Origin of the sequence: Mycobacterium sp. E796 (assembly GCF_001672815.1) — a bacterium.
Lineage (GTDB): Bacteria > Actinomycetota > Actinomycetes > Mycobacteriales > Mycobacteriaceae > Mycobacterium.
In genome coordinates this window covers 1-16353 of sequence record NZ_LZKK01000128.1, presented here as the reverse complement: position 1 = coordinate 16353, position 16353 = coordinate 1, and the positions used below count along the sequence as shown (strand labels likewise).

10 protein-coding genes are annotated in these 16353 nt (G+C 66.5%); 5 read left to right on the top strand and 5 right to left on the bottom strand.

The features are described 5' to 3' along the window. Both A5706_RS10235 and A5706_RS10230 read left to right on the top strand, forming a co-directional pair. Positions 1–1084: glycosyltransferase (locus A5706_RS10235; RefSeq protein ID WP_068129758.1), on the top strand; the 1084-nt coding region annotated here is incomplete at its 5' end. Between the two features lie 194 nt (positions 1085–1278). After that, the gene (locus A5706_RS10230; protein ID WP_068129755.1) at positions 1279–1881 is read left to right on the top strand and encodes a DUF1269 domain-containing protein; all 603 of its coding nucleotides are present in this window, start codon (positions 1279–1281) and stop codon (positions 1879–1881) included. Between the two features lie 102 nt (positions 1882–1983). On the opposite strand, the gene A5706_RS10225 is transcribed toward A5706_RS10230, so the two are convergent. Together A5706_RS10225 and A5706_RS10220 are read right to left on the bottom strand one after the other, a co-directional pair. Next, positions 1984–3681 carry an alpha-keto acid decarboxylase family protein gene (locus A5706_RS10225; protein ID WP_068129753.1) on the bottom strand — a complete coding sequence of 566 codons (1698 nt, stop codon included), beginning with the start codon at positions 3679–3681 and terminating at the stop codon, positions 1984–1986. 38 nt (positions 3682–3719) lie between these two features. Then, entirely contained in the window at positions 3720–5108 is a 1389-nt protein-coding gene (locus A5706_RS10220) for an NAD-dependent succinate-semialdehyde dehydrogenase (RefSeq protein ID WP_068129750.1), read from the bottom strand. A gap of 383 nt (positions 5109–5491) precedes the next feature. Between A5706_RS10220 and A5706_RS10215 the strand changes: the two genes are divergently transcribed. Then, on the top strand, positions 5492–5719 hold the full coding sequence (locus A5706_RS10215) for a hypothetical protein (RefSeq protein WP_068129747.1): 228 nt from the start codon (positions 5492–5494) through the stop codon (positions 5717–5719). A gap of 32 nt (positions 5720–5751) precedes the next feature. On the opposite strand, the gene A5706_RS10210 is transcribed toward A5706_RS10215, so the two are convergent. Continuing rightward, positions 5752–7296 carry an adenylate/guanylate cyclase domain-containing protein gene (locus A5706_RS10210; protein WP_068129746.1) on the bottom strand — a complete coding sequence of 515 codons (1545 nt, stop codon included), beginning with the start codon at positions 7294–7296 and terminating at the stop codon, positions 5752–5754. A gap of 349 nt (positions 7297–7645) precedes the next feature. Between A5706_RS10210 and A5706_RS32170 the strand changes: the two genes are divergently transcribed. Beyond that, complete coding sequence (locus A5706_RS32170; protein ID WP_197517801.1) at positions 7646–11542, top strand: GAF domain-containing protein; 3897 nt, start codon at positions 7646–7648, stop codon at positions 11540–11542. 57 nt (positions 11543–11599) lie between these two features. Here A5706_RS32170 and A5706_RS10200 read toward each other — a convergent pair whose 3' ends face one another. Continuing rightward, entirely contained in the window at positions 11600–12934 is a 1335-nt protein-coding gene (locus A5706_RS10200; RefSeq protein WP_068129744.1) for an NAD(P)/FAD-dependent oxidoreductase, read from the bottom strand. A 288-nt stretch (positions 12935–13222) separates the two neighbouring features. Between A5706_RS10200 and A5706_RS10195 the strand changes: the two genes are divergently transcribed. After that, positions 13223–13528 carry a hypothetical protein gene (locus tag A5706_RS10195; protein WP_068129742.1) on the top strand — a complete coding sequence of 102 codons (306 nt, stop codon included), beginning with the start codon at positions 13223–13225 and terminating at the stop codon, positions 13526–13528. A 25-nt stretch (positions 13529–13553) separates the two neighbouring features. On the opposite strand, the gene A5706_RS10190 is transcribed toward A5706_RS10195, so the two are convergent. Then, entirely contained in the window at positions 13554–16346 is a 2793-nt protein-coding gene (locus A5706_RS10190) for an RND family transporter (RefSeq protein ID WP_068129760.1), read from the bottom strand. Positions 16347–16353: the final 7 nt, after the last annotated feature.

Here is a 16353-nt window from a genome sequence, read left to right as displayed (position 1 = left end):
TCCCCGGATCGAGGCGACGGTCAACGACGACTGGAAGGCGTCCAGCCCGCGGGGTGCCCTCAAGAGGGCCGTCGACGTGTTCTGCCGCCGGGCCGCTTACGAAGTCGCGGACTTCGCTGACGCGGTGGCTCGCACGCGTCCCGACGCCCTCATCGTCGACGTCAACTGCTGGGGCGCCCTGTCGGTCGCCGACGCGGGCGACACCCCGTGGGCATGCTTCTCGCCGTACACGCCGCCGCTGCAGTCGCGCGGGGTCCCGCCCTTCGGGTTGGGTCTGGCTCCGCTGGCCGGGCCGCTGGGCCGGGCCCGCGACGCCGCGCTGCGGCCGATCGTGATGGGCATGATGGAGCGGGCGGTTCTGCCGGCGGGCAACAAGATTCGCGCGAGTGCCGGCGCACCGCCGGTCACGTCGGCCGACGGGTTCTTCCGGCGGGCTCCGCTGATGCTGGTGGCCAGCGGCAAGCCGTTTGAGTACCCGCAAACCGACTGGGGCGACGCGGTGCAGATGATCGGCCCGTGCATGTTCGAACCGGCCATGCACGAGGTGCCCGAGTGGCTCGAGGCGATCGACCGGCCGATCGTCCTGGTGACGACCTCGTCGCAACAACAGGCCGACGAGAGACTCGTCAGGACGGCGATCACCGCCCTGGCCGACTTGCCGGTGCACGTGGTGGCGACGCTGCCCGCGGGCCTGCCCGCCGACATCCCCCCGACTCGGAACGCGACGGTGGTTCAGTTCGTGCCGCACGGCCCGGTGCTGGACCGCGCGGTGTGCGCGATCACGCACGGCGGCATGGGGGGCACCCAGAAGGCCCTTGCTCGCGGCGTCCCGGTGTGTGTGGTGCCGTTCGGACGCGACCAGTTCGAGGTCGCGCGGCGGGTCGAGGTGGCGCGATGCGGTACCCGCCTGCCGGCGAAAAAGCTTACCGTGAAACGGCTTTCGGCCAAGGTGCAGCAAGCGATGACGATGTCGGCAGGCGCCCGCCTGGTAGCGGGCGGTTTCCGGGCAACCGGCGGTGTGGCCCGCGGTGGCGACCTGATCGAGCAGCGAGTGCTCAGCGGCGCGGTGAGCGTTCGGTCGTGACGCGCGGCAGTCGCTAACCCAACTGGCTGTCGCCCGAGCGCAGCCGTCATCGCGATTTCGGCGAATCCCTGCCGTGCCTTCCAGTCAACTGGGGACCATTGAGGGCCGAACGTCCCTAGTGCAACTCGGGTCTGCTGCCTTGACTGTCCCTATCGCCCATCCGCGGGCCGTAAGGGATCAAAGGAGCAATAGCCATGACCGTGAACGTGATTGCTGTGACTTTCGACGAGCCGAGCAAGGCGTATCAAGCCCTCAGCACCCTCAAGGGGCTGGACCGCGAGGGCCGCGTAGAACTCGAGAGCGCGGCGGTTGTCGAGCGCAGCGAGGACGGCCAACTCCGCATCCCGGAGGACACGGACAACGTCACCGGTGAGGGTTTCCTGGCAGGCGGGCTGATCGGCATGCTGGTCGGCGTCCTCGGCGGCCCGCTGGGGATGCTTCTCGGCCTGGGCGCCGGCGGCCTCGCCGGGGGAATCTACGACATCGATCAGTCAGACGTGCAAGACGAGACGCTGGCCGAGGTCGGCCGCCACGTACCGCCGGGCCACAACGCACTCCTGGCCGAGGTAGACGAATACGCCGAAGAGGTCGTCGACGGCGCGATGACCGCGCAGGGCGGAACCGTGCTGCGTCGGTCCGCCGACGACGTCCTGGCCGAGATCGAGGCTGCCGAGGAGGCCGCCGAGGAGGCGCGGAGGCAGGCCCGCAAGAAGGCGCGCGAGCGCAAGAAGGCGGAGCTGCACGAAAAGTACCAGGAGCGCAAGAACCAGCTGCGGGAGAAGCTGCACATCAGCTGATCTCCCGGCCGACCAAGTTTTCTCAAATCGGCGAAAGCCGGCCGGTAGTGCGCCTCAGCAACTCGCACTACCGGCCGGCTGGCTCTCGCCGCAACCCGCCGTTCAGAACCGCGGGTCAGGGCGAGAATTGACGCGGGCCACCTTCGACCCCCAGGAAATCAATTCGGGGCTGGCGTCGTCGTTGGGGATCTGGCACTCGATCAGGACCGGGCCGCCCTTGTGCGCGTGGGCCTTTTCGATCGCGTCGGCCAATTCCGCTGCGGTGGTTGCCTTCAGCCCCAGCCCGCCGCCGTCCTCGGCGTTAAAAGCGTCGACCAGCCCGGCGTAGTCCCAGTTCTTGTAGTAGTTGTAGGGACCGTCGTGGATGGCCGACTCGATCACGTAGCCGCGGTTGTTGACCAGGAAGATCAGGACCTCCTGGCGGTGGCGGATCATGTTCGACACCTCTTGGGCGGTCAGCTGGAAGGAGCCGTCGCCGATGACCGAGACCAGCCGGCGATCGTCCTCCAGGCCCATCGCGTAGCCGAAGCTGGCCGGCACCGACCAGCCGATCGAGCCCCACTGCATCTCGATCTCGAACCGTGCTCCGCCGGGCAGCTGCGTGTACATGCCGTTGAGCCACGAGTCACCGGTCTCCACCAACAGGGTGGTGTTGGAATCCAGGTCTTCCTCGATCTGGCGCCACATCTCGACCCGGCTCAGGGGGGCCGCCGGGTCGGCCGCCACCGGCCGCGCGACCGAGGCCGTCCCCCGCAGACGCTTGTACTGCGTCAGCGTCGCGTCGTTGGCCTCTACCTTCTTCGCGAGGTCGCTCAGGAAGTCGGCCAGCGCCACGCCGGTGAACTCGGCGTCGGGGAACCGCACCACCCGGGGTTCGGCGTTGATCATCCGCTTGCGCGGCGGCATCGCGCTGTAGCCGACCGTGGTGTAGTCGTTGAACACCGGACCGGCGGCCACGATCAGGTCGGACCAGTCGACGATGGCCTGGCACTGCGGGCTGCTCACCTCGCCCCAGTAGATCCCGGCGTATTGCGGGTGGTCTTCGGGGAAGAAGCCCTTGGCGTTCGGCATGACCGCCACCGCGCAGCCCAGCGCCTCGGCCAGTTCGCGGAAGGCGTCGATCGCGCCGTAGGAGCGTAGATGTACGCCGGCCAGCAGGATCGGCTTCTTCGCCTGGGCGATGAGGTCGGTGGCCCGCGCGACCGCGTCGGCCAGCGTCCGTGCGTTGCTCGGCTGCCAGCCGGGCAACTCCGAGAACGGCGCCGGTGCCGCACACGGCGCGGCCGACAGGTTGCACGGGATCTCGATGTAGGCGGGCTTGCGTTCACGTAGCGCGGTGCTGATCGCCTGATCGATCATCGCGGGCGCGTTGTCGGGGTGCTGGATGCGCACCGCCACGCAGGTCACCTGGCGGAACACCTCGTACTGCGCGGTGAAGTCGTGGGTGCCGACCGTGTGATGCAGGATGTGGTTCTCACCCGCGTCGTTGGTGTTGGGGCTCGACGACACCATGATCACCGGCAGGCGTTCGGCGTGGGCGCCGGCCACCCCGTTCAGCGCCGAGTACGCCCCGACGTTGAACGTGGTGAGCACGGCGCCGACGCCGTTCACCCGGGCGTAGCCCTCCGCCGCGTAGGCGGCGTTGAGCTCGTTGCAGCAGCCGATCTGCTCGATGTTCTCGTTTTCCAGCAGTTCGTCGAGCAGGACGAGGTTGTAGTCCCCGGGGACCATGAAGTAGTGCTTCAGCCCGATCTGCTCGAACCGCTTCGCGAGGTACTTCCCCACGGTGAAGTCAGCCATGATTGCGTTCCTTTTACGTTGCGTCAGAAGGGAATTGGTTACTCAGGAGCGTCGATCGGGACGACGTTGATGAGCTTCTTGTTGACGAACTCCTGAATGCCGATGCTGGACAGTTCGTGCCCGTAGCCCGACAGCTTGACGCCGCCGAAGGGCAGGTCCGGCTTGGTCCAGGTGGGGTGGTTGACGAACACCATGCCGGTCTCGATCCGCTTGGCCACCGCGACCCCGCGCTGGGGGTCCTGGGTGAAGACCGAACCGCCGAGCCCGAAGTGCGAGTCGTTGGCCAGCCGCACGGCGTCGTCCTCGCTGGTGGCGCGGAAGAAGAGCGCGACGGGCCCGAAGAACTCCTGGTAGTAGGCGGGGTTGTCCGGGGTCAGGTCGGTCAGGATCGTCGGCTGCACGAACGCGCCCGTGGTGGGCACCGGCTCGCCGAGCGGGATGGCCGTCGCGCCGGCCTCGACCGCGGCCTTGATCTTGTCGTTCAGCTCGTCGGCAGCGCCCTGGCTCGACATCGGCGGCAGGGTCGTCGCCTCGTCGAACGGGTCGCCGGCCTTGAGCTCGGCTAGGGCGGCGGAGAACCTCTCCAAGAATTCGTCGGCGATCTCCTCGGCGACGATGATCCGCTTGGACGCCACGCAGCACTGCCCGCCGTTGTTCATCCGGCCCCACACCGCCCACGGGACGGTCTTGTCGAGGTCCGCGTCGTCCAGCACGATCAGCGCGTCCGAGCCGCCCAGCTCCATGGTGGACTTCTTCAGGTTCTTGCCGGCCCGGGCCGCGACGACGCTGCCGGCGCCCTCACTGCCGGTCAGCGACACGCCGCGCACCCGCGGGTCGTCGATCAGCAGGTTGATCTGGTCCTTGGTCGCGAACAGGTTGGTGTAGGCGCCCTCGGGGAAGCCCGCCTCGAGCAGCAGCCGCTCGAAGGCCGCCGCGGCCTGCGGGACGTTGGAGGCGTGCTTGACCATGACGACGTTGCCCGCCATCAGGTTCGGGGCCGCTACCCGCGCCAGCTGGTAGAAGGGGAAGTTCCACGGCTGCACGCCCAGGATCACCCCGAGCGGCTGGCTGACGAGCATCGCGTTGTCGTTGACGCTGATCGTGTCGATGCGCTCGGGCGCCAGGAACTTCTCGGCGTTGTCGGCGTAGTAGGAGAAGATGTGCGCGCTCAGCGCCACCTCGCCCAGCGCCTCCTTGTAAAGCTTGCCCATCTCCAGCGTCAGCAGGCGGGCGAATTCGTCGGGCCGCTCGGTGAGGATGGCGGCGGCGCGCTGGCACAACGCGGCGCGCTCGGCGTAGGACGTCTGGCTCCAGGACTCAAATGTCTTCTGCGCCTGATCAAGAAGGTTCATCGCCTCCGCATCGGTCAGGTCGTCGAAAGTTGCCACGACCTCGTTGTTGTACGGGTTGACGGTCCGGTATGCCATGATTTCCTCCGTTGTTTCGCACCGGCCCGTGGCCGGCGTCTTTGCATGTTGTGCCTGGTTCTGTGAAACAGCGCTTGCCGCAAGCGCTTTGCGCGCAGTCCCTCGCCTGCGCGGCGTTGTTATCAGGATGCGGGCCGGGCCGATGCGTGTCGTTACGGCCACCGTCAAATGGCGATTCCTGTCAGCCGGTATTCCGGCCGGATCAACGACGTCCTGACGATTCGTCAGGATTGTGATGATTGACAACGAGATTCGCGCCGACGGACCTCGGCGGCGAATTGGTGCTAGCCGGGGGGTTGGTCTGCGGCTGGCATGCAGCTATCCGCCACCCAGGATGGCGACACTGTTGGCAAGGCATGTCAACGTGAAAGGAAAACGCCGACATGAAGAACCTGAAAGTCGCCATGGCCGCCTCGATGGCCGTGGCAGGAATTGGGTTGGCGTCGCTGGTGGCGACGGCCGGCTCGGAGAATTTGGCCGACTGCCCGAGCGGTTGGTACTGGGATAGCGACCGGCAGAACTGCCTGCCGCCCGGGCTACCCAAGGATCCGCCGAACGGATGCCTCACCGGCGACGGCACGCATTTGAAGGGCACGATCTGCGTCAACTAACCTAAATGCACTGCGGCTCAACGCGTCTCTGATCAATTGCGGTCGGCGCCCGGGGTCAGGTAGGCCAACCCCCGCAAGATCCACGGTGTTCTTCTGGCGATGGCCTCTACGGCGCGGTCCGATCGACGCATCGCGGTGCGCGGGCCGGGCGTGGGCATTGACGCCAGTGTGGCCTCAGCCGTTCCGGCCCGGGCACCGCGCCGGTCGACCGCTAGCAGTTGCCAAGTGCCTGGCACCCCGCGCAGCTCGACGGTGCCTCGGTCGTCGAAGCCTGTGCCCGAGCCGATGACAAGGTCACGCACGGTGCGGGAGACGAGGATTTCGCCGGCACCGGCCTGCCCGAGGATCCGCGCGGCGACGTGTACCGCAATTCCGGTGATGTCTCCGTCGAGCAGTTCGCACTCGCCCGTATGGACGGCGCTGCGGATCCGGATGCCCAGTGTGTCGGCGTCATCGCGCAACGCCTCGGCGCAGCGGATCGCTTGCGTCGGGCCGTCGAACGTGGCGAGGTGGCCGTCACCGGTGCTCTTGAGCACGGTCCCGTCGAACCGCTGGGTGAGTTCGCGCATGACTTCGTCGAAGCGCTGCAGGACCGCACGCCACTGGTCATCGCCGGTCGCCGCGGCGTGCTGTGTCGAGGCGACCATATCCGTGAAGAGCAGGGTGCGCAGGGCGCGACGCGATCGTGGCGGCGCTGTATGGCTGCCGGTGAGGAACTCCTCGATCGCCGTCGTGGTCCGTTCGGGCTCGGTGAACCAGGGCGCATGGTCTGCGCCCTGGACCTCGATCAGCTGCGCCCCACGGATGTGGTCGGCGAGGTATCGGCCATTTTGCACGGGCACGCCGGGGTCTCCACGGGCGTGGATGACGAGAGTCGGGACGTCGAGAGTCGGCAGGATCGGCCGCACGTCGATGCCGAACGAGGCTTCGACGGTCGCCCTTGCCATCCCGGGGCTCGCGCACATCCGCTCCATCATCCCGAGCTGGCGGATTGAACGAACCGACGGCACCAGGCACTTGACCGCTCTACCGTCGCCCCAATCCGAGCGGGCAGCGTCGCCGAATTCCTGCCAGCGTTCGATCTGCTGCGTCGATGGCGTGTACATCTCTCCCAGCTCGCGGAGCATCCGCGCCCGGATCTCGGCAGGGCTGCGATCCAAGTCGTCCCATCCGATGCCGCCCAAGTAGGCGTACGTGCCATGAAGGATCAACGCCCGGGTTCGCTCCGGTCGGCGTGCCGCCCACACGATGGCGGCCGGTCCGCCTTCGCTCAACGCGAGGAGGGCGGCCTTTTCGAAGCCGACAGCGTCCATGACGGCCCCGATTTCTGCCGCTCGATCGTCCACCGAGCGAACCTTAGGGACCGGGTCGGACAAGCCGACCCCGGCCTTGTCGAATATCGCGATGCGGCAGAAGGTGCCGAGACGCTCGAAGAACGCCTTGTATTCGGGCAGCGTCCAAAACAGTTCGACATGGCTGACAAAGGGCGGGATAAAGACGAGGTCGATGGCCCCGTCGCCGAACACTTGATAAGCAAGGCTCAAATCGCCGCAGGGCGCGTACGACGTTTCCGCCATCGGATGAGCGTACTGCTGTAAGCGTTGGCCGTCATCACATCTTCTGCATCGCACAGGGCATGCGACAAAGCCGCTCATTTCGCCTTTTGTGAGAACTCTGCCAGGTGTGTTGGTCGGCTTCGCCGCTGCCTGGTGGCAAGGTCGACGCGCGATGAGCAAAGTGCAAAAAAGCAACCGTGGGGCTTTGCTGAACGTTCGAACGATACATACTGAACAGATGTCGCCCAGACGTCGGCGCGCCGCCCGCACGTCAACGGTTGCGCCTTCGAAAGCGTCGGTCCGGCGGCGGGCAGTTCCGGCGCCCAGGTTTGCGGTTACGGCCGCGGCGGGGTTCTCGGTCGTCGCAGCGGTGCTGGTCGTTCTCCTCAAGCAAGTGGCACCGGACGACCCGACTGGGACGATCTACGCGGTCCTGTTGGGAGTGGCCCTCGTCGGCAACTTTGTGGCCGCCGTCGCCGCCGTTGTCGCGGCGTCCGCCGATCGCCGTCGCGAGGCCGAATTGTCGTCCGAACTGGCCCGCGCCGCCGCCACCGACCGCGTGAAGGCCAGCGACGGATCGGGCGAGAGTCCGCACGGATTGGAACAGTTCTTCGAACTTACTTCCGACCTCATGGTCATTTCCGATCGGGGCCAATTGCTCAAGGTCAATCCGGCCTTCGAAAAGACGCTGGGTTACACGATGGACGATTTGATGGCCGCCCCATTCGAATTGGTACCACCGGAAGACATGGATCGGCTCCGCGAACCGATAAAAGACCTGACCGAGGGCCGCGGGCCGGTTCGTTTCGAAAACCGGGCGATTAGACGTGATGGTTCTTCGCGGTGGATCGAATGGAGCGTCACGCCGCACCACGGGTTGTTTTATGCCGTCGGCCGCGATGTCACCGGGCAACGCGAGGAAGAAGAGCAACTCCGCGAAATGCGGACCATGCTCGAGACCAGCCAGGAGCGGCTGCGGGCGAGCCGGGACCGCCTGCGTCAGCTCGCCCGGCATCAGACGGCGCTGCGCCGGGTGGCCGAACTGGTCGCCCGCGATGCCGAGCCTGCTGACGTGTTCAACGCCGTGGCCGAGGAGATGGCCAATATTCTGGACGTCTACAACGCGACGGTGGGTCGTTACGAAGGCGATGAAATAGTCACTGCGGCGCTTGGGCGTCCGGAGATCGACCTGCCCAATCCGCCGACGGTGGGCGAGCGGTTTCCACTCGGCGGCGACGACGTCGCTGCGATCGTTCGGCGCACGGGGCGGCCCGCGCGGGTCGACAACCACGAGCACGCGGAGGGCGTTTCGGCGGCACGCCTGAGGGAGATGGGCATCCGATCGATGGTCGGCGTTCCGATCATGGTCGGTGAACAACTGTGGGGGGTGGCCGCCGTAGCTTCGCGGGGCGATCCACTGCCGGCGGACACCGAGGTGGGCGTCGCCGACTTCGCCGATCTGGTCGCGACCGCGATCGCCAATGCGGCGGCGCGTGAAGAGCTGAATTCCAGCCGCAGCAGCCTGCGCGAGCTCGCGCGACGCCAATCGGCGCTGCGCCGGGTGGCGGAACTGGTCGCGCGCGAGGCGCAGCCGGCAGCAGTGTTCCACGCGGTTGCGGAGGAAATCGCCAGCATCCTCGACGTCCAGAATGCGACGGTGGTCCGTTACGACGACGACGCGACGATCGTGGAGGCCGTCGCGCGGGCCGATTCCGCGATGCCGAACCTTCCGGTGGTAGGGGAACGGTTCGTGATGGAGGGGGACAACATCGCCCTAATGGTTCGGCGAGACGGTCGACCGGCGCGAATCGATGGCTACGAGAACGCTTCGGGCGCGTGGGCCGAACGCATCCGTGAGGGCGGGCTGCAATCAGTCGTTGGTGTCCCCATCGTTGTCGGCTCAGATCTGTGGGGAGTGCTTGCGGTCGCGTCGCGGACCAAGCCCATGCCCCCTGAGACCGAAGCCCGCATGGCCGATTTCGCCGACCTGGTCGCCACCGCGATCGCCAACGCGGCCACCAGAGAACAGCTTCGGGCGAGCCGCGACAGTTTGCGCGACCTCGCCCGGCATCAGACGGCACTGCGGCGGGTGGCCGAACTGGTGGCGCGCGAGGCGCCGCCTCGCCAGGTATTCCGGGCGGTGGCCGAGGAAACCGCCGGCTGCCTGGACGTCCACAACACGACCGTCGGCCGGTTCGATGACGATGCCATCGTCATCGAGGCCCTTGGCCGCGCCGAGCCGGAACTGCCGAACCCGCCGGCGATCGGCGAGCGCTTTCCCCTGACGGGCGACCACATCGGGCCAATCATCCGGCGCACCGGTCGCCCCGCCCGAATTGACAGCCACGACGATGCGGCGGGCGTGACGGCCGCACGCATTCGCGATGCCGGGGTGCGGTGCATGGTAGGCGTGCCCATCACCGTCGGGGCACACGTGTGGGGTGTGCTTGCCGCGGCGTCGCGCAACGACCCACTGCCGCCCGACACCGAGGCGCGCATCGCCGATTTCGCGGATCTGGTGGCCACGTCAATCGCTAACGCCGCCACCAGGGTTGAACTTCAAGCCAGCCGTGACAGCCTGCGCGACCTCGCTCGCCAGCAGACGGCGCTGCGCCTGGTGGCCGAACTCGTTGCCCGCGAAGCGGCGCCCGCGGAGGTCTTCAAGGCGGTCGCCGAGCAACTGGGGGAATGCCTGGACGTCTACAACACGACGGTCATTCGTTTCGACGGTGACGACGTCGTCGTCGAAGCAGTCGGACGCGTGCAGGAATTGGCGACCAGCGCGCCGACGGCCGGCCAGCGTTTCTCGCTGGGCGGCGACCACGTCGCGCCGATGGTGCTGCGCACCGGGAGGCCCGCCCGCATGGACACCCACGACGGCGCGGCCGGCTCGACGGCCGCGTTCATCCGTGATCTCGGCATCCAATCCATGATCGCGGTCCCCGTCGTCGTCGGTGGCCATGTCTGGGGTGCGGTCGGCGTGGCGTCGCGAACGGGACCCTTGCCGCCCGACACCGAGTCGCGCATGGCGGACTTCGCGGATCTGGTGGGCACCTCAATTGCCAACGCCGCCACCAGATCTGAGTTGCAGGCCAGCCGCGATAGCCTGCGCGAACTCGCCGACAACCTGAGCGTGCTGGCCAGGCAGCAGACGGCGCTGCGGCGCGTGGCGACGCTGGTCGCACAAGGGGTCAGTCAGGCGGAGGTGTTCTCGGCGGTGGCCGAGGAGATGGCCGACTGCCTGGACGTGGGCAGCGCCGAGGTGCTCCGTTTCGAGGACGACGGCGCGGCGATCGTCGTCGTGGCCTCCCATGCGGCGCCCGGAGTGGCGCATTTGGAGGTGGGGGAGCGCCTGGGCATCGAGGGCGACAACGTCGCCGCGAGGGTGTTGCATACGCGGCGCGCGGCGCGGATGGACAGCTGGGAGGGCGCTGACGGCCCCATCGCCGACCGCGTTCGGGAGTTGGGTGTCCGGTCGCGGGTCGGGGCGCCGATCGTGGTGGACGAGCGGCTGTGGGGGTTGGCCGTGGTTGCCACCACCGAACACGATCCGTTGCCGCCCGACACCGAAGCACGCATCGTCGAATTCGCCGAACTGGTAGCGACGGCGATCGCGGCCGCGACCACCCGCGAGGAGTTGATCGCGTCGCGGGCCCGGATCGTGGCGGCCGCCGACGACGCCCGTCGGCGCCTGGAACGAGACATCCATGACGGGGCCCAGCAACGGATCGTCTCCCTGGGCCTGAAACTGCGTCTCGCGCAGGAGTCGGTGCCTCCCGAGTCCGATGCCCTGAAACACGAGCTTTCCGAGGCGGTTTCGGGTTTGACCGACGTATTCACCGAGCTGCAGGAATTATCCCGGGGCATCCATCCGGCGGTACTGTCGACCGGCGGCCTGTCTGCGGCGCTCAAGACGCTGGCCCGCCGCTCACCGGTGCCCGTCGACCTCGATGTCGCGATTGACCACCGGTTGCCGGAGTCCGTCGAGGTCGCCGCGTACTACGTGGTCGCGGAGGCTTTGACTAACGCGGCCAAGCACGCCCAGGCATCCGAGGTGAGGGTGCGGGCGCACGCAGACGACACGAACCTCGCCCTGCTCATCTCCGACGACGGCGTCGGCGGGGCGGACTCGGGTAAGGGCTCCGGGCTGATCGGCCTCAAGGACCGCATCGAGGTGCTCGGCGGCTGGATGCGGGTGGCCAGCCCCCTGGGAGGGGGCACCGCCCTCGACATCACCATCCCGCACCACACCAGCCGAGCCGAATGAGGGTAAAGCGCTGCGAGGCAAGGCTTCTGAACGGGCGGGGCGGAAAGCCTGTTCGTCTCAACTCGCCGCAGCGATGTCCGCCAGCTGTTGAGGCGTGACGCTGGCGGTGGCCTGCTGCTCGGTGATCGTCAGTTGGCCGCGACGCGTGCTCAAGAACGTCAGGATCCACGAGACCAATGTCGTTGTCCTGCTTTTGAAGTCCACGAGGTACACCAGGTGCAGGAACAACCAAGCCAACCAGGCGATGAACCCGCCGAACTCGATCGGGCCGACCTTGGCCACCGCCGAGCACCGCGACACCGTGGCCATCGATCCTTTGTCGAAGTACCTGAACGGCTTCCGTGCGGTGCGGTCGGCGCCCTTGAGTTCCTTCTTGATCACTGCAGCGACGTACTTGGCGCCCTGGATCGCGCCCTGGGCCATGCCGGGGACGCCTTCCACATACGCCATATCGCCGATCAAGAACACGTTCGGATAGCCCGGAATCGACAAGTCCCGCAGCACCTTGACGCGTCCGGCACGGTCGATCTCAGCCGCGGACTGGTCGGCGATGTCCTGGCCCAACGGGCTGGCCGATACGCCCGCCGACCACACCTTGCATTGTGATTCGATGCGTCGGACGGTCCCGTCAGCGTCCTTGACCATCAGGCCACGGTGGTCGACATCGGTGACGATCGTGCCCAGCTGAATCTCGACCCCCATCTTCTGCAGCCGGTCCTGGGCCTTCCTCCCGAGTTTGGGTCCCATCGGTCGGAGCACCGCATCTCCGGCATCCAGCAGGATCACCCGCGCCGTGGCGGAGTCGATGTTGCGGAACGAGCCTTTCAGCGTCTCCCGGGCCAGTTCGGCGATTTGACCCGCCATCTCCACACCCGTCGGACCACCCCCCACGACGGTGAAGGTCAACAGCCTCCGCCGGTGCACCGGATCGCTGGAGAGCTCCGCCTGCTCAAACGCCCCGAGGATGCGCCCGCGCAACTCCAGCGCGTCGTCGATGGTTTTCATGCCGGGGGCGAACTCGGCGAAATGGTCGTTGCCGAAATAGGATTGGCCCGCCCCCGCCGCAACGATCAATGTGTCGTACTCGAACGTATAGCGACGCCCGAGCACTTCCGAAACCACGTGGCGGCCTTCGAGGTCGATGTGCACCACGTCGCCCAGCAACACCGTGGCGTTCTTCTGCTTCCGCAGGATGACTCGGGTGGCGGGGGCGATTTCGCCCTCCGAGATGATGCCGGTCGCCACTTGGTACAGCAGTGGCTGGAACAGGTGGTGCTGGGTGCGGGCGATCATCGTGACGTCGACGGCAGTGTGCTTGAGTGCCTTGACGGCGGTCAGCCCGCCGAACCCAGAACCGATCACGACAACGCGATGCCGTTGTTTCACTGCCACTTCACTTCCTTCAGTACGTTTTTAGTCGCCATCTCGCGTTGCACTTGCTCCGCACGGTTCCGCGCAACGGAGCAAACCGACGCGCGGACTGGGTCCGTGCGTGTCAATGATCGAGATTGATGCTGGAAAACACATCACCGCTGGCACCCATACCCGCTTGCGGAAAACCACCAGCGGCATCTACCGGCTGGCGTGAACCCGTCTGAGCGCGTGTGACTCGGGTATCCGCCCCGCGAAAGGATCCCGCCGCGGCGATTGACGAGAGCCGCGGAGGGTATAGGCACCGACATGACCCCGCGTCCCGATGCGTCGGATGCCGTCCAGCCCGAAACGGCCGACTCGTTCGACGCCGTGGTGTCCGCATGGGCCGAGCCGGTGCGCTGTGAAAGCGCGTACGGGTGTGAGCGGCCGGCGAGTTGGCTCGCGCTGCGCCACCAGCCCTGCGGTGGTCATCAGCCAGTGTGCACGTTCCACTACCGCAAGTGGGTGCGGGCTTCTCTGGCCAGGATCGGCCGCTCGGGCCGAATGCGGTGCATCTACTGCGGGCAGAATTTCAAGACCGTCGAACAGTGCATGTGTTTCCGGCCCCTGTGAGCCGTTGATCCGGCGGCGGCTGACCCTACAGCGGCGGAACGGCCGCCGTCCGAACACCGGCCGCAGCCCTTGGCCGGCTCAGCACCCGCTGCGGCCACCAGAACCACGGGCCGAGTATTCGGGCGATCGGCATGACGAGGCACAGCCGCATGATGAACATGTCGAAGACCAGTCCGATCGCGATCGTCGACCCGGCCTGCCCGATGTTCTTCACGTCGCTGGAAAGCAGCGCCAGCATCGTGCCGGCCAGGACCAGGGCCGCCGTGACCGCCACGCTCAGGGAACCCGCGATCGCGCGGATCATGCCGGTCGCGATGCCGGCATCGAGCTCTTCCCGGTACCGGGACAGCAGCAGCAGGTTGTAGTCGCAACCCACCCCCACGAGCACGATGAACGCGATCGGAACGTTCAGCCAATGCAGTTGTGTGCCAAGCAATGTCTCCCAGATCAGCGACGCCAATCCCAGCGACCCGGCGAACGACAGCACGACGATGACGAGCACCAAGATGGACCCGACCAGCGCCCTGGTGATGACCAACACGATGACGAACACCAGCCCGAACGTCGCGAGCATCATGAGGATGAGGTCGTTGTGGGAGAAGTCCTCCACGTCGCGGTAGGTCGGTGAGGCGCCGGCCATGTCCAATTTCGCGTTCGAGAGCGCCGTTTGTTTGATGGCTTCGTGTGCGGCGGCGGTTGCGTTCCTCGTCTGCTGAATGCCTGCCGGGCTCATCGCCTCGCCCTCATGAAAAATCGAGAAGCGCGCGCCTTTTCCGTCAGGGGTCATGAAGAATTCGAGACCGACCTTGAAATTCTCGGTTTGGAGCGACTCCGGCGGCAGAAAGAAAAAGTCGTCGTTCTTCGCGTTGTCGAATGCCTGCGCCATGTCGATCATCGGATGGATCATCACTTCCATCTGCGGAATCATGGCGTGCAGCGTGCTTTGCATCGCCAATGTCAGCGACTGCATCGCCCGCATTTCCTTGACCATCGTTCCCATGTGTTCGGTCATGGCGTGCATCTGGGGGACCATCTGGGGGGTGACCGTGTCGATGATGGCGAGGCCCTTCACCAAGTTGCCGAGCTGTTCGCTCACCTGGTCGACGTTGTCGACCGTCTCGTTAAGCGACCGGATGGTCCAGCAGATCGGGATGTCGTAGCAGTGCCGCTCCCAGTACAGGTAGCTGCGCAGCGGCCGGAAGAAGTCGTCGACGTTGGCGAGGTTGTCCCGGACTTCGTCGGTGATCGCGCGCATCCGGTCGGTCGCTTCGCGGGAGAGGTGAGTGCCCTCGGTCAGCTGGCTGGTGAGGTCCTCCAGCCGGCCGGTGAGCTGTTCCAACTGGGTGGTTTCCTCGATGAGCTTGCCCATGTGGTCGGCCGTCGTGTCGATGTCGGCGACCCGGTCCTTGAAGAACGCGAGGTTCTCGCCGATCTTCGTTCCCACCGACCCCATGGAGTAGGGAAGTGAAGCGTGTTCCAGGGGTCGGCCGTTCGGCCGGGTGATGCCCTGCACCATGGAGATGCCGGGAACCCGCAAGATGGTCTTGGCGATCCGGTCCAGGGTGATCAGGTCGGTCGTGTTGCGCATGTCGTGATCCGCGCTGACGTAGAGGTTGTCGACGGACAACTGACTCTTCGGGAAGTGCCGGTCTGAGGCCGCGTAGCCCTCGACGGACTCGACCGTCGCGGGCGCGAAGTCCCGGTCGTTGTAGCTCACCTTGTAGGTGGCGAGGTTCATGACGCAGAACGGGACGACGAGGAGGGCGACGAAGATGAATGCGGCCGGCCACCGGGTGATGGCGGTCCCCAGTCGGCGCCACATCGGGCTCGTCGGGCTGATTTGCTGCAACCACTTGATGCGGCCTCCCAGCGCAAGCATCGCGGGCCCCAGCGTGAGCGCGGCGACGACCGCCACGACCATCCCGACGAAGCACGGCGGGCCCAGGGTGCGGAAGTAGTTGAGTTTGGTCAGGCTGAGACAAAGCGTCGACCCGGAGATCGCCATGCCCGACCCGAGGATGACGTGCTGCGTGTTGGCGACCGATTCGTAGTAGGCGGATTCCTTGTCGTGACCCGCCCGGCGCGCCTCGTTGTATCGGCCGATGAAGAAGATGCCGTAGTCGGTGGCGACGCCCAGAACCAACGCGACGAGCATGTTCATCGCAAACGACGAGATCCCCAGAATGTGCAGCCCGACGAGGAACGAGACGACGCCTCGGGCCGTCGCCAGAATCAGGAGCACACCCACCAGCGGTATGAGGGCTCGTGCCACCGAACGGTAGGCGAGCAGCAGCATGACGATGATGACGATCACCGACACGATCGTGAGCGTGAACATGCTGGCGTCGGCGGCGTCGAGCGTATCGGTGTTGAGTGCGGCCGGCCCGGTCACGTAGGTCTGGAGGCCTTGCGGTTTCGGGACTTTCGCCACGATGTCCCGGATGGCGTCGATCGACCGGCTCGAGGTGGCATCACCGGTGTCGCCCGTCGGGCGGACGGTCAGCGTGGCGGCCTCCGCGTCGGCGCTCTGCTGTCCGGACTTCGTGACCGGCTTGCCCCACAGGTCCAGCAGTGACTGCACGTGCTGTTTGTCGTTGCGCAGGCGCCGGACCACCTCGTCGTAGAACTGACGGTCCTGGTCGCCGAGCTTGCGTCCCCGGGTCTCGAAAAGAACGACGACCGCGCTGGTGTAGTCGGATTCCCTGAACGCGCTGCCCTGCACGAGCGCGGCCTGCGACGACGGGGAGTCCCGGGGGACCAACGCCTTGGCATTGGCCTTGGTGTTCTCCTCGATGGAGGGGACGAACACATTCACCACGACGCCC